General features: G+C 63.8%; 7 protein-coding genes and 1 pseudogene. 4 read left to right on the forward strand and 4 right to left on the reverse strand.

Features of this window, described 5'->3' with window-relative positions; all coding sequences use genetic code 11:
- Positions 1-32: 32 nt before the first annotated feature.
- From AD664_RS12875 to AD664_RS12890, 4 genes are all read right to left on the reverse strand, one after another.
- Complete coding sequence (locus AD664_RS12875) at positions 33-3,095, reverse strand: amino acid adenylation domain-containing protein (RefSeq protein WP_053147015.1); 3,063 nt, start codon at positions 3,093-3,095, stop codon at positions 33-35.
- A 112-nt stretch (positions 3,096-3,207) separates the two neighbouring features.
- The gene (locus AD664_RS12880) at positions 3,208-4,254 is read right to left on the reverse strand and encodes a TauD/TfdA family dioxygenase (protein ID WP_053147017.1); all 1,047 of its coding nucleotides are present in this window, start codon (positions 4,252-4,254) and stop codon (positions 3,208-3,210) included.
- Between the two features lie 17 nt (positions 4,255-4,271).
- Positions 4,272-7,697, reverse strand: coding sequence for a condensation domain-containing protein (locus tag AD664_RS12885; protein WP_053147089.1), 3,426 nt, complete (start codon positions 7,695-7,697; stop codon positions 4,272-4,274).
- Positions 7,698-7,704: 7 nt separating this feature from the next.
- Entirely contained in the window at positions 7,705-8,682 is a 978-nt protein-coding gene (locus AD664_RS12890; protein WP_083454189.1) for a TauD/TfdA family dioxygenase, read from the reverse strand.
- A 248-nt stretch (positions 8,683-8,930) separates the two neighbouring features.
- On the opposite strand from AD664_RS12890, the gene AD664_RS12895 reads away from it, so the two are divergent.
- From AD664_RS12895 to AD664_RS12910, 4 genes and pseudogenes are all read left to right on the forward strand, one after another.
- Entirely contained in the window at positions 8,931-10,994 is a 2,064-nt protein-coding gene (locus AD664_RS12895; protein ID WP_053147019.1) for a TonB-dependent receptor, read from the forward strand.
- 107 nt (positions 10,995-11,101) lie between these two features.
- Positions 11,102-12,514 (forward strand): diaminobutyrate--2-oxoglutarate transaminase, encoded by a 1,413-nt coding sequence (locus AD664_RS12900; RefSeq protein WP_083454190.1) that lies wholly within the window; start codon positions 11,102-11,104, stop codon positions 12,512-12,514.
- A gap of 355 nt (positions 12,515-12,869) precedes the next feature.
- Positions 12,870-12,962 (forward strand): annotated as a pseudogene (locus tag AD664_RS27650) (efflux RND transporter permease subunit); the annotation flags it as partial.
- Positions 12,963-13,202: 240 nt separating this feature from the next.
- Positions 13,203-15,164 carry a methyl-accepting chemotaxis protein gene (locus AD664_RS12910; RefSeq protein WP_053147023.1) on the forward strand — a complete coding sequence of 654 codons (1,962 nt, stop codon included), beginning with the start codon at positions 13,203-13,205 and terminating at the stop codon, positions 15,162-15,164.
- Positions 15,165-15,183: the final 19 nt, after the last annotated feature.

Genomic DNA, 15,183 nt, shown 5'->3' on the forward strand with positions numbered 1-15,183 from the left:
GACGGTGATGGCCTGGCGACGGGTGAAACCGCTCACAGGTCGGCCTCGTTCAGTTCGGCCATCAGCGCTTGCATTTCGTCATCGGACAGGCCCGAGGCGCTGAACTCGGTGCTCTGGGCAAGCGGTTCGGCGGCGGACTCGGCCAGCGGTTGCGCGACGTCGGCCATGGCGGCGATGGTCTGGCGCTCGAAGACCTGCTTGGCCGAGAGCGCGATGCCTTGCTCGTGGGCCTGGGCTACCACTTGCAGGCTCAGGATCGAGTCGCCGCCAATGGCGAAGAAGTTGTCGGTGACACTGACCGACGCCAGTTTCAGCACCTTGGCAACGATGGCTTGCAAGGCGGTTTCCATGGCGTTGCGCGGCGCCACATGAGTGCTTTCGTCGAACTGATCCGGGTCGGGCAGTTGCCGGGCGTCGAGCTTGCCGTTGGGGGTGCGCGGAAAGGTCGCCAGGGTCAGCACCCGGGCCGGCACCATGTACGAGGGCAGGCGTTCGCCCAGGAAACGCTTGAGCGCTTCGGAGTCCGGTGCATAGCCGTGGGCGGCGAGGATGTAGGCCAGCAGGCGCTTGCCGGCAGCGTGTTCCTGCACGATCACCGCGGCTTCGCGCACGTCGCTGTGAAGGCACAACTGGCGTTCGATTTCACCCAGTTCGATGCGGTAGCCGCGCACTTTCACCTGGTGGTCCTTGCGCCCGAGGAACGCCAGGCGCCCGTCCGCCAGCCAGCAAGCCAGGTCGCCGGTGCGGTAGGCGCGGGTGCCGTCGGCCAGGGTGACAAAAGCCTTGGCGGTTTCGTCGGGTTTGTTGCGGTAGCCGCGGGCCAGGGTCGGGCCGGCGAGGACGATCTCTCCCGGTTCGCCGATGCCGCAGGCCTGGTCGAATTCGTTCAGCAGGCGCAGGTCCATGCCGGCGATGGGGCGACCGATGCTGACGCTGCGGTTGGGCTCCAGCACGTCGTAGCTGGCCCAGACCGTGGCTTCGGTGGGGCCGTATTCGTTCACCAGGCGCGCCTGGGGCAGGGCCTTGTGGTGCTGGCTGACCAGCGTCGGCGGGCAGGCCTCGCCGGCGACGATCCAGCATTGCAGGCTTTCGCTGCCACCGGCCCGTTGCAACTGCTCCAGCAACGCCTGGTAGAGCGACGGCAGCGACAAGCCGTGGCTGACGTGATGCTGGGTCACCAGTTGCGCCAGGCGCGCCATCTCCAGTTCTTCCCCTGGCGCCGGCAGCACCAGTCGCCCGCCTTGGGCCAGGGTCCAGAAAATCCCCGCGACCGAGCTGTCGAAGGCAAACGATGACAGCAGCAGGTAGGCGCGCACTGGCGTTTCATAGGCGGCCATGCGCACCTGGGTCGAGAAACTCAGCGCGCCGTGGCTGATTTCCACGGCCTTCGGGGCGCCGGTGGAACCGGAGGTATAGATCAGGTAGGCGAGGGCGTCCGGCTCCGGTTGGGGCAGGGGCGGCAGGTCGGTGTGGCCTTGCTCTTGCAGGTCATCGAGGACGAAGCGTTGCAGGCTGGACGGCACGCTGTCGGCCAGGTCGGCGCTGACGACGATGTGGGCGATGGCGCTGTCGGCGAGCATGTAGGCGCGGCGTTCGGCCGGGTACGTCGGGTCGATCGGCACGTAGGCGCCACCGGCCTTCAACACCGCCAGCATGGCGACGATGGCGGCGTTGCCACGGGGAAACAGGATGCCCACCGGCACGTCGCGGCCGATGCCGGCGGCCACCAGTTGATGGGCCAGGCGCGTGGCGCAGGCATTGAGGCGGGCGTAGCTGAGGTCGCCGGCCTGGTCGCTGAGGGCGATGGCGTCCGGTTGCTGGCGAACCTGGCGGGCAATGAGTTCAACCAGCGTCACGGGTTCGATCACCGGCAGGTGGGCGCCGGTATCCAGCAGTTGCGATTGCAGTGGGCCGCCCAGGGGCAATTGCGCCCAGGCTCGCTGCGGTTCGGCCAGGGCGCCCAGCAGCAGTTGCAGCCACTGCTCGCCGAGGCTGCGCACGGCTTCGGCGCTCAGCACGTGGCGATCGTACGTCAGGTCCGCCAGCAGTTGGCCGGGCAACTGGCGCACGTTCAGGCAGGCCTTGAGCGGGTTCATCCGCGCGTCGGCGTAGCGCTCCCGGGCGTCGCCCGAGCGCCATGCGAAGGCGTAGCCGATGCTGAAGCCCTCGGTGTAATAGTCTTGCCAGCCGGTGCTGTGCTCGACGCTGGCGCGTACCTGCTGGCTCTGTTGGGCCAGGGTGGTCTGGGCATCCAGGTCGATGTTCAGGGGCAGCCCCTGTTCGAACAGGCCGAGGGCGCTTTCCAGCTCGACGCCACGGCTTTCATGGATCAGCGTGACCGGGACCTGTTGCTGGCCCGCCAAACGACCGAGCACCGCTGCCCAAGCCGCCAATAGCAGGTCCGCGCTCAGGCTCGGATGACGGCTGAGGTCGTCCGGCAGCGCCAGCGTGTGCCGTGCTGGAGCAAAACCGCTGCCGCAGGGCGCTTCAAGGGACAACTGCAAGGTGGGCTGCTCGGTCTGGCCCAGGGTTTTCCAGAAGCGCGTGCCCGGGTGGTCCGGTTCGTCCTCCACCAGGCTCCAGCGCCATTCGGCGTAGTCGGCGTACTGCAGGGTCTCGGACAGGTCCGGTGGGGTGTCCTGCAACAGGGCGTTCGCCACCAGCCTGAGGCTGGCGAGGTCGAAATGGCTGCTGGCGCCGGCCAGGTCCAGCACGGCGCTGTCATCGGACAGTTGCACCACGGTCACGGCCAGCGGCGTGGTCCAGTCCCGCGGCTGCGATGCCAGGCGCGCCAGCTCGGCCTCCTGCTCGGCGGCCTGGCGTTGGCGCAGGTCCACCGACGTCACCGCCAGCGCGCCGCTGTCGTCGATCACTTGCACCGGGTGGCGCAGGCCGGGCACCGGCATCAGGCGCGTGCGCAGGATCTCGCAGTCGGCCAGCAGCGTGCGCAGGCGGTTGTCCAGCGCGTCGACGTCCGTCGGGCCGGACAGCGTCCATTGCAGGTGGCAGCCGTACGGGTGCGCGGCGGCGCCATTGAGGTGTGGGTAGAGGGCTGCCTGTTGCGGCGAGATACGAAAACCTTGAAGTCCGCTCATGTTCAACTCGTCTGGAAAGAGGGCTTGGATCGGGGTGACACCGCGCCCGCCGGGGCTCGCTGACCGAGAGTCGAGCGAGCCGCTGGCAAGCGGTGGGTGGACCCGTTGGAAGTCAAACGGCGACGTCGCTCGACAGCAGGGCTTCGGCCATGCCGGTCATGATTGCGCGCTTGCCGGTAAAGGGTTCGCGACCGTGCACCGCGAGCATGTTGTCGATGAACAACACGTCGCCCTGCTGCCAGCTGAATCGCACCAGCGAGTCGAGGTAGGCCGCTCGCAGCGACTCCAGTACCTGCGGCTCGATCGGTTCGCCGTCGCCGTAGAAGGTGTTGGTGGGCAGGTCCAGGTCGCTGAAGTTGCTTTGCAGCGAATCCCGGATGCGCGGTGGCAAGGTGCTGATGTGAAAGAAGGTCGCGTGGTTGAACCAGACTTCTTCGCCAGTGCGCGGATGACGCACCACGGCCGGCCCGCGCTGACGGGTGCGCAGGCGATTGTTGTCTTTCCATTCCACTTCGATGCCGACGCTGGCGCAGTAGGTTTCCACTTCGCTGCGATCTTCGGACTGGAACACGCTCTGCCAGGGCAGGCCGAAGCCGTCGCCATAGTTGCGCACGTACAACACGCCTTTTTCCCGGAAGCGTGCTTCGATTTCCGGGCTGATGCGGGCCTTGACCGCGCGGGTCGAGCCGATCGGGGTTTCGCCACCGGTCTCGGAAGCGAGCTGACAGTAGAAGAACAATCGCAGCGGGAAGCGAGGCGAATAGGAGTGCTCGTTGTGGGGGAAAATCATCTGGTCGGCCGGGTAGTCGGTCGAGGTGTAGATGTTGCCGCCGACCCGGGTCCGGGGCGAGGCGCGGAACATGTATTCGAGGGCGCCAGGGGAGAGCGCGGCGATCACCTGGTCGAACTGCTCGACCGACGCCACGTTGAACCCGCGAAACAACAAGGCGCCGTACTGCAGCAGTTTTTGCTCCAGAGACTCGCGTTCGCGGGCGGCCCAGGCGACCAGGTCAACGCCGCTGACCGCCGGTTCGATCACCAGCGGCAGGGCGTGTTCGGGGCTGAGCAGGCGCTCGGTGACCAGTCGCTGTTCCGAGACGTTCATGGCTTTGCGACGCACGGCGCCTAGGGCGCGGGGCGATGGGGGCACGATAGACATAACGGCATCCGACTCGGTTAAAGGGGCATGGAACGACGTTTGGCTTGCAGCATCTGGCTGCGTCCGGTCTGCGCCTGGGCCTGCTGGCGCTCACGCTGGAACGCCTGGTCCCAGGCGTCGACGCGCGCAGCCAGCGCCGGCAGCGGCTCGTCCAGCTGCTGGCGGGTGTCTTCCAGCAGGCGCGTCCACAGATGTTGCAGGCGCAAGGCACGGTCCTGGTCGAAGTATTCGCCGCGGTACTTGAGGGTCGCTTCCAGGTCATCGGCGCCGTGCACCAGGTCCAGCACCAGGTGAAAATCACCCGGCGCCTGCGCCACTTCCAGCGTGTCCAACTGCGCACCGGCGATGCTGGCGGGTGTGACGCGGGACGGTTGGTAGTTGAGCTTGACCTGAAACAGCGGCGAGTGGCCGGGCAGGCGTTGCGGCGCCAGGGCCGAGACCACCAGGTCGAACGGCAGGCCCTGGTGGGCATAGGCCAAGCGTGCTTCATCGCGGACCCGCTCAAGAAAACCGGCCAGCGTCGGCTCACCGTGCAGGTCGCAGCGCAGGGTCAGTTGGTTGACGAAGAAACCGATCACGTCGTGGTGCTCCGCCAACGGTCGACCGCTGACGTCGGTGCCGAGCAGGAACCGTTGCTGGCCCCCCAGTTGCTTGAGCACCAGTTGGTAGTGGGCCAGCAACAGCATGAACAGGGTCATGCCGCGCTCGCGGGCCAATGCCGACAGCTGTTCGCAGGTGGCCTGGGGCACGCTGAAGTGCAGGCTGTGTTCACCCAGGGCCTGGCCGCTGCCGCCCAGTTCGAGGGTTTGCGGCAGGCCGGCCAGGTGGGCGCGCCAGAAGTCTTGCTCGGTGGCGATCCGCTGTTCGCTCCAATGGGTCGCTTCCCACTGGGCGAAATCGAGGTATTGCACCGGCTGTTGGGCGTTCGCTACACCGGCCAACTCCGCCAGCAGCACTTGCGCCGAACGCCCGTCAAAGGCGATGTGGTGCAGGGTCAGCAGCAGGTCGTGTTGCTGCGCGTCACGGCTCAGCAGTTGAGCGCGCAGCAGCGGCCCCTCGGTGAGATTGACCGGGGTGGCGTGTTCGCGCGCCAGGGCGTCGCGTAGCGCTTGCCGTTGCTGCGCCTCACTCTGCCCTTGCAGGTCGTGCCAGTCCAATGCGACCGGCGTGGCGGGCTGCACCTGTTGCTGCGGGCCATCGATGCCATCGCGGTAGACCGTGCGCAATACGCTGTGTCGGTTGACCAGGGCGCTCAAGCGCTCGGCCAGCACCTCGATTTCAAGTGGACCTCGCAGGCTCAGGTGCAGCACCAGGTTGTGCCGGGTGTCGTCCGGGTTGAGTTGGCGCAGGAACCACAGGCGGCGCTGGGCGAAGGATTGGCGATGTTCGCTGGCGTTGTCGCGCGCCGCCGAGGGTCGCTCGGCCGCTGGCGGCTCGCTGAGGAAATCCAGCAGGGCCTCGGCCCATTGCGCCAGGGTCTGCTCGCCGAACAGGTCCTGGGTGTCGACGTTCCAACCCAGGTCCCGGTGCAGGCGTGCGGCGAAATCGGCGACGCTGATGGAGTCCAGTCCCTGGCCTACCAGGCTCTGTTGGAAATCCACGGCCAGGTACGGATTGACCTCGTGCAAGGTCTGCGCGAGCCATTGGCGGCAGGCGCCTTGGGCCTCGTGTTTCGACGCCAGGACCAGGGCCTTGAGCTGGCCTGCATCGAGGGTTTCATGCGGGGAAGGCACCGGCCCGCCGCTCTGGGCGATGATGCTCAACGTGCCTGCCGCCAGTTGCTTGCGTGCGCCCTGGCGGGCGATCTTGCCGCTGGTGGTCATCGGGATGGTGCCGGCTTCCACCAGCACGATCTGGTCGATGCCACAGTCGGCGGCTTCGCGCACGGCGTTCTGCATCGACGCGAACAGCGCCGGATGCCGTGCCGGGTCGACGAACTTGCGCTGCGGCTCGGCGACGATCACCAGTTTCTCGCGGCCCAGGGCCGGGTCCATTTCCGAGAACGCGGCGATGCGCCCGGTGCGGATGCCGGGCTCGGCATCGGTGATGGCGAACTCTATGTCGTGGGGGTAGAGGTTGCGCCCGTTGAGGATCAGCAGGTCCTTGAGCCGTCCGCAGATCACCACCTGGCCTTCGTGCATGAAACCCAGGTCGCCCGAGCGCAGGTAGTGCTCGGAGGAACCGACGATCCGCGCTTGAAAGGCTTCGCGGGTGGCCTCGGGGTTCTTCCAGTAGGACTCGGCGTTGCTCGGGCCCTTGAGCCAGACTTCGCCGATGCGATCGGCGGCGCAACGCTCGTGGGTCTGCGGGTCGACGATGGCGATGCTGTGCAAGGCCTGCGGGAAGCCGCAAGCGACGAATTCGACGGCGGCATCGGCGCTCGCCAGGGCCACGCGGCCGGTTTCCAGCACGGCCTTGTCCAGGCGCAATACCACTGGCAGCGCATCCGCCGGGGTGGCGCTGACACACAGCGTCGCTTCGGCCTGGCCATAACCGGGGCTGATCGCCAGCGGGTTGAGCCCGCAGGCGGCAAAGCGCTGGGCGAAGGCATCCAGGGTGCCGGGGTGGATCGGCTCGGCGCCGTTGATGGCGTGTTTCCAGGCGCTCAGGTCGAGTTGGGCGATCAGGTTGTCGCTGACCACCCGGTTGCACAGGGCGTAGGCGAAATTGGGGGCGAAACTCACGGTGCCACGGTAGCGACTCAAGGCCTGCAACCAGGTGGACGGTGCGTTGACGAAGGTCTGCGAAGCCATCAGGTAGCAGGGCATGCCACTGTAGAGCGGCGCCAGCAGGCCGCCGATCAGGCCCATGTCGTGGTACAGCGGCAGCCAGTTGACCATGGCGCCGTGCTCATCGAAACCGTAGGCCTGGCGCATCAGCTCGACGTTGGCGATCAGGTTGCGCTGACGCACCTCGACGCCTTTGGGCGAGCCGGTGGAGCCTGAGGTGTATTGCAGGAAGGCCACGGTCGAGCCGTCGATGGCCGGGCGTTGCCACTGGCTGGCGGCTGGCGTGCCCAGGTGCTGGACGGTCAGCACATCGACCTGGCCTTGCACCAGTTCCCGCAAGCCTTCGCAATGCTCCGCCGGGGCCAGGATCAGCGCCGGCTCGGCGTCCACCACCACGTTTCGCACGCGTTCGAGGTGACGCGGTTTACGTGACGGCGGCGGGAACAGCGGCACCGCGATCATGCCTGCGTACAGGCAGGCACAGAATGCGCGGGCGTAGTCGAGGCTGCTGGGCAGCATCAGCAACACCCGGTCACCCGGCGCGTAGCGTGCCTGCAACGCGGCGGCCAGGGACTGGGACTGCTCGTGCAATTGGGAAAAGGTCAGGGTTTCGCCGATCTCTACGCCGTCCGGCAAAAAGTGCAGGGCCGCACGCTCTGGAAAATGCCGGGCGTTGGTCTCCAGCACTTCGATCCACTGTTTGAATGAAAACATCTGCAATTCACGCCATGGCCACGATGACCTTGCGGTCACCGGTATAAGGATTGCGACCGTGTGCCACCAGTCGGTTATCGAGCATCAGGACGTCGCCGGGCTGCCAGGGGAAGCTGATGGCGGTCTGGCGATAGACCTCGCGCACGGTGTCGAGCATGGCGTCGGGGATGGCCGAGCCGTCGCCGAAGTAGACATGGCGCGGCAGGTTCTCTTCACCCACCGCCGCCAGCAGGCTGGCGCGCACGCTCGGCTCGATGGCCGACACATGGAACAGGTGCGCCTGGTTGAACCAGACCCATTCGCCGGTATCGGGGTGCTGTTGCACCGCCGCGCAGCGCTGGCGGGTGCGCAGCTCGCCGTCGGCTTTCCATTCCCACTCGATGTCGTTGTCCTGGCAGTAGCGCTCGACTTGGGCCCGGTCCTGGGTGTTGAAGACCTTCTCCCAGGGCAGGTCCAGGGCGCCGCTGTAGTTGCGCACGTAAAGCAGCTCGCGGCTGGCGAACAGCTCACGGATTTCGTCGGGCATGCGCTGGTAGATCAGGCGGCTGTCGGCGATCGGCGTTTCGCCGCCGGTCTCGCTGGCCTTGATGCAGTGGAACCAGATGCGCGAAGGCCAGGGCCGGGTGTAGGCCTGTTCGTTGTGCAGGGGGATGAACTGGTGGGCCGGGTATTCAGTGGAGCTGTAGACCCCGGCAAAGACTTTGCTGCGGGGCGTGGAGCCGAATTCGTAGCTGGCGAGCGGCGCGCCGAAGCTGGCGGCGAAGCGCTTGAAATCGATCGGGGTAGGCACGCCGAATCCGCGAAACAGGACACCGCCAACGGTCGCCAGCAGGTGGGGCAGGCGCTCGCGAATCGAAGCTTCCAGGTCGTGGATCGACTGCCCTGGTGTGGCCTGTACCAGCACGGGTAACGCCGTTGCGCTGCCATCCGTGCAAGCCAATGGAACAGGCTCGGAACGCCCGTTCAGGTGTTCGATTGAGGTCATCCTTGCGCATCCTCTTATAGCTTTTTCGACCCGTCACGACCGGAACAGCAAGGCAGTGGTCGCAGATGTAGGACGGGTCTGTAAATGTATGCAAAACAATACAGGACGGCATATTAGGTACAAATGAGAGAGATTATCAATACTATTTATTTAAATAATTTTTTGGATTAGACTCCGCTCCGCTGGCACCGAACAGCCTTCAGCCAGCTCGAAGAAAACCAAAAATATCTGTCGCAGGGGAGCGGGGCGTGAATTTCAAAAAGACTACAATTGCGTTGGCTGTGGGGTCGGCGTTGGGCCTGAGCAGCGGTGCGTGGGCGGCTGAAGAGGCCGGCAAGATGGAGATCGCTCCGATCACCGTCACCGGTGAAAAGATTGACCGTACCCTGGACCAGACCCAGTCCAGCGTGGTGGTCATGACTGACAAGACCCTGCGTGAACACGGCGACAAAGACCTGGTGGATGTTTTTGCCCGCACGCCAGGCGTCTACAGCCAGGCTGGCAACGAAAACTGGGGCATTCGTGGCGTGCCGGTATCCGGTTTCGATGACCAGGGCCCGGCGGCTCTGAACGGTGCGGTGTCGGTATATGTCGACGGTGCCGTACAGCCGAACCGCGCGCTGACCCTGAGCCCGGTTCCGCTGTGGGACGCCGAGCAGGTTGAAGTCTTCCTCGGCCCGCAATCCACCACCCAGGGCCGCAACTCCCTGGCCGGTGCGGTGGTAATCCGCACCAAGAATCCAACCTTCGAACCAAGCTTCTCGGCGCAAACCAACGTTGGTAACTACGGTGAGCATGGGGCCGCGGTTGCCGGTGGCGGCGCCATCGTTGACGACAAGATCGCCGGTCGTATCGCCGTCGACTATTCCGACGGTGACGGCTACATCCGCAACACCACGCTCGACAAGGATGCCAACCCGCACCGCACCAGCAACGCCCGCGGCAAATTGCTGATCCTGCCCAATGACGACACCGACGTCCTGCTGACCTACGCCCACAACGAACACCGCCAAGGTGATCGCTCGACCATGCGTGGTTCCGACGGCAAGCCCAGCTATTACGACATTTCATCCAACACCGAAGCCTTCGACAACCTCAAGCAGGACACCGTCAGCGCCAAGGTGGATCATCGTCTGAACGATGCCTGGTCGTTGACAAGCATGACCGCCAATACCAGCTCGGACTACAGCAACCGCCTGGACTTCGACCAGAATGCCGTGGACAACGAGGTCGTTCTGCGTAAACAGGACGGTAACCTGTTCAGCCAGGAGTTGCGTCTGAATTACGACTCGGACACGGTGAAGAGTTTCATCGGTGCCTATTACGGCCACAACACCAACAAGTTCCATGACCGGCTGTTGTTCGACAGCGTCCTGGCTCGCACGGTCAAGGGTGATACCAAGATTGAAAACAAGGCGGTGTTCGGTGAAGTCAACTGGACATTTGCCCCTCGCTGGACATTGATCACCGGCCTGCGTTACGACCACGAGACGAACGATACCGACATCGAGGCAGACGGCCGTTTCGTTCCCGAGAAAATCAAAAAGTCGTTTGATGCCGTGTTGCCGAAGCTCGGTATCGACTACGAACTGGCAACGGATCAGTACCTTGGCTTCATGGTGCAGAAGGGCTATCGCGGTGGCGGTGTCAACCTGCGCTCCGGTAGCGGTCACCAAGCCTACGACCCGGAATACACCACCAACTACGAGCTGTCCTATCGCGGTTCGTTCTTCGACAAGAGCCTGCGTGCCCGCGCCAACCTGTACTACACCGACTGGAAAGATCAGCAGGTCAGCGTTCGGCAGCCCGGCAGCACTGTCATTGATATCTATAACGCCGGTCGCAGTGACATCAAGGGCCTGGAAGTCTTCGTCGAGAAGGACATTACCGAACAGCTGACCTTGAACTTCGGCGGCGCCGTTACCGATAGCAAATACAAGGACTTCGTCGCTGACAATGGCCAGGACAGGAGCGGCGAGTCGTTCCTCTACTCGCCGAAATACAAGGCGTCGGTGGGCGGTGTCTATCGCTTCGATGATCGCCTGATGTTCGGCACGGACATTGTCTATCAGAGCACTGCGCCCTCGGAGTACGAGTTTGACTCGAATGGCAAGGTCAGTGGGGAGCGCAAGAGCGACGCTTATGTGCTGGTCAACTTCAATACCGAGTACAAAGTTACCAAGAATGTCGCCGTGTCTGCCTACGTCAAGAATGCGTTTGACAAGGAGTACATCACCAACAACCGCGACGACGACATCATCGACGTCGGCGCACCGCGCACGGTGGGGATGATCCTGCGGTACGACATGTAAAACCGGTGGCGCGGGGAGGCAATCTCCCCGCGCTCGGTTGTTCAGGTCAGCGATGGGTGTTTCCAGGCTGTAGTTCCCTTCCAAACCCAGCCTCCATGGAGGAAATCATGAGTGCTTTTTCGAATGTCACAGCGGGTGGCGCGCAACAGCTGCGCCTGTTGCATACCGGTCTGTCGAGCCCTTACTGCCTCGATCCGACGCCGCTGCTGGAACGCCAGCAACAACAGGAATCCAACGCCCGCAGTTACCCGCGGCGCATTCCGCTGGTGCTCGAAAGGGCCCATGGCATTTATGTCCAGGACAGCCGCGGGCAAGTGTTCGTCGACTGCCTGGCAGGGGCTGGCACCCTGGCCCTGGGGCACAATCATCCGGTGATCATCGAAGCCATCACCCAGGTCATGGCCGCGGGCGTGCCGATGCACACCCTGGACCTCATGACGCCGGTCAAGGACGCTTTCGTCCAGGAAATTTTCGGTTGCCTGCCTGCCGAGTTCGCTCGCAATGCACGCATCCAGTTTTGCGGCCCAAGCGGGGCCGATGCGGTGGAGGCGGCCCTCAAGCTGACCCGTACCGCGACCGGCCGGCACTCGGTGCTGGCGTTCGAAGGGGCCTATCACGGGATGACCCTGGGCACGCTGGCCATCAGTGGTAATCTGTCGCCGAAGAATGCCCTCGGTGCGTTGATGCCGGGTGTACAGCGCCTGCCGTTCCCCCACGACTACCGTTGCCCGTTCGGTGTGGCCGGCGACCAGGCGGTCACCTTGAACGTGCGTTACCTCGAACACTTGCTCAACGACCCGGAGAGCGGCGTGACCGCGCCGGCGGCGATGATCCTGGAGCCGATCCAGGGCGAGGGCGGGGTGATTGCCGCGCCGGATCGCTGGTTGCAGGAGCTGCGCCGACTGACCCAGGCCCATGGCATACCGTTGATCGTCGACGAGATTCAGTGCGGCATCGCCCGTAGCGGCCGGATGTTCGGTTTCGAGCAGTCGGGCATCATCCCGGATGTCATCACGTTGTCCAAGGCCATTGGCGGTGGCTTGCCGTTGTCGGTCATGGTCTACAACGATTCGCTGGACGTCTGGCAGCCGGGCGCTCACGCCGGCACGTTCCGCGGCAATCAGCTGGCGATGGCGGCGGGCACCGCGACCTTGCGCTTTATCCGCGATGAAGGCCTGGTCAAGCACGCCGAAACGGTGGGTGCGCAACTGCGCAAACAGCTTGAGGCGTTGCAGAACGAATTCGCCTGGGTGGGCGATGTTCGCGGCCGTGGCCTGATGCTTGGCATGGAAATCGTCGATCCCCAGGGGGCGCCGGATGCCCAGGGCCATCCACCGGTGGACACGGCCTGGGCCAAGGCCTTCCAGCAGGCTTGCCTGCGACACGGCTTGATCGTCGAGCTCGGTGGGCGGCACGGTGCGACAGTGCGCTTGCTGCCGCCGTTGATCATCACCGAGCAGGAGGTCGATTTCGTCGCGAAGATCCTGTTCCAGGCAGCGAGCACCCTCAACGAGCGTTGAGCGCGTTGATTGAGCGTTTTCGCTGCCTGCCCGCGAACGCGGTGGGCCAGCTTGAAGTATTGTTGGATGGGATGACGCCTTCGCGAGCGAGCTCGCTCCCACAGGGGTTGGGTGGGGATTGCACGTGATGTGTTCGCCGACATTGCCTGTGGGAGCGGGCTTGCCCGCCAATGCAGTGGGTCAGCTTGAAGTGATTCTGGATGGAATGACGCCTTCGCGAGCGAGGCCATTCCTACGGGGGCCTGTCGATTGCAATCGGCGGGCCTTTTTTCATTGGGCAGGGAGTGACCATGCAGAAGATTTTCGCCGCGATGGCACCCACCTGGGTGTTGCTGGGCTTGCTGGGTTCAAGTGCGTGCGGTTCCGGCCGATTGTCATGACCTAGCTGGCGTTCATCCTGGGCGTGCTGCCCCTGGCGCTTGCCAGCGATGCCGGTGCGGCCAGCCAGCACAAGGCTCAGGTGTGACGTACCGCTCACTCATCAACTAAATGCCAGGTTATTGATCTTGATCAAGGCAAATTCAAATTCTGCACTTGGCACTTAGATAAACGCTGTACGGTAGGATATTAGGGATGATGGCCATTTGATATTGGGTTAATATCACCCCACGATCAGCGTGTACAAAATCCCTTCTTACAACATCGCCGCGCGTCAACTAATCGAGTATGGAATGAGGCTTGAACGAATATGCTCAGGAATGCACCGCTACGTCTGAAACTTTTATTGATTCTTTTACTGCCGTTATTAGGATTCCTGACCCTGGCCGGTATTTTTGTCGGCGATAACTACCGGACGCTGCGCGACATGGACGCGACGGTGACCGCCAGCGCCACCGCCCAGAAACTGAGTTTGCTCATCACCACCCTCCAGCGCGAACGCGGCGCCAGCGGGGTTTTCCTCGGTAGCGGCGGTAAATCCATGGGTGACCGGCTGGCCCAGATGCGCCGGGATGCCGACACATCGGTCGCTGTGATTCGTGAATTGCCGGTGTCGGGGAACAATCAACTCACCAAGGTCATTAGTGCCTTGGATGAGTTGTCCAGTGTGCGTGCACAAGTCGACAAGTTAAATATCAGCAGCACCGAATCCGGTGTTCGCTACACCGACATTATTCAAGTATTGATGGGTTACACCCACTCCCTGGAAGCGACCATCAATAACGCGACCATTGTTCATGCGCTCGGCGCACTCAATCAATTCATCGAAATGAAAGAACGGGCCGGGCGCGAGCGCGTCGTGCTCGGCCTGGTGTTCGCCCAGGACCGTTTCGACGAAGGGCTGTTGTCACGGTTCAGCCGCAACTGGGGTGAATTTACCGCCTACCTGGACGCTTTCCGTCGCAAGGCACCACCCGTCTTGTTGCAGCAGTTCGATGATCAGATGCGCGAGCCGGCGGCCGTCGATGTTGCCCGGTTGCAGCGCCTGGCATTCGAGGTGCCGCTGGGCCAGTCGCTGGGCATCAAGCCGCAAGACTGGTTTGAAACCGCGACCCAACGGATCGACCTGATGGGCCAGGTGGAAGAAGCCCTCGGTCAGAGTGTCAGCCGCCTGGCCATGCACGAGCGCGATAGCGCCAGCCGTGCCCTGTGGCTGACGCTCGGTGCCGTGGTCGTTGCGTTGTTGGCGGTGGCGGTGCTGTCGTACCTGATCATCCGCATGATCGACCTGGCGGTGCGCGACGTGAATCAAGTCCTCAATGACCTGGCCGAGCGTGATCTCACTGCCAGGGCAAGTCATGAAGGCAAGGACGAGTTCGGCCAGATCTCCCGCAACCTCAACCGCATGGCCCAGGAGATCAGCGGGGTGGTGCAGGAAATCGGCAACGCCACGGCACAAGTGGCGACGGCGGCGGAAGAGTCTTCCACGGTGACGATCCAGACCAGCCAGAGTGTCGAGCAACAACGCCAGGGCACTGAACTGGTCGCCACGGCGATCAACCAGATGAGCGCAACGGTGCGAGAGGTGGCGCAAAGCACCAACGATGCGGCGCACATGTCACAGCAGGTGAACATCAGCACCGCCCAGGGCCGGGTCGAGATTGAAAGCACCATCGGGCTGATCCGCCAGTTGTCCGGCCAGGCCGAGGAGACTGCTGCGATCATCGGGGACCTCAAGGAGGAAAGCGATGCCATTTCCTCGGTACTGGATGTGATTCGTGGCATTGCCGAGCAGACCAACCTGTTGGCCCTCAATGCGGCGATCGAGGCTGCGCGTGCCGGCGATCACGGTCGCGGGTTCGCGGTGGTGGCCTCGGAAGTGCGTACCCTGGCGCAAAAGACGCAAGAGTCCACGGGCAGCATCCAGCAGATGATCAGCAACTTGCAGGCCGGTTCGGACCGCGCGGCGCTGTCCATGCAGCAGACCCTGGGCAAGGCTCAGGATGGCGCGAGCAAGGTCGAGCGGGCGGGTGAGTTGCTGGTGGAAATTGCCGAGGGCGTGGCGACCATCAGCGACCGTAACATCCAGATCGCTTCGGCGGCGGAAGAACAGAGTGCGGTGTCCGAAGACATCAATCGCAATGTCAACGAGATCAATGACCTGGTGATCCAGGTCAGCGCCGGGGCCGAGCAGACGGCAATCACCAGCCAGGAACTGGCGCGCCTGGCGGAGTACCAGCAGCAGTTGGTCAGTCGTTTCAAGGTGGCCTGAAGGGGAGCGGCTGCGGATC

This window comes from Pseudomonas sp. P97.38 (assembly GCF_001269745.1).
Lineage (GTDB): Bacteria > Pseudomonadota > Gammaproteobacteria > Pseudomonadales > Pseudomonadaceae > Aquipseudomonas > Aquipseudomonas chlororaphis_E.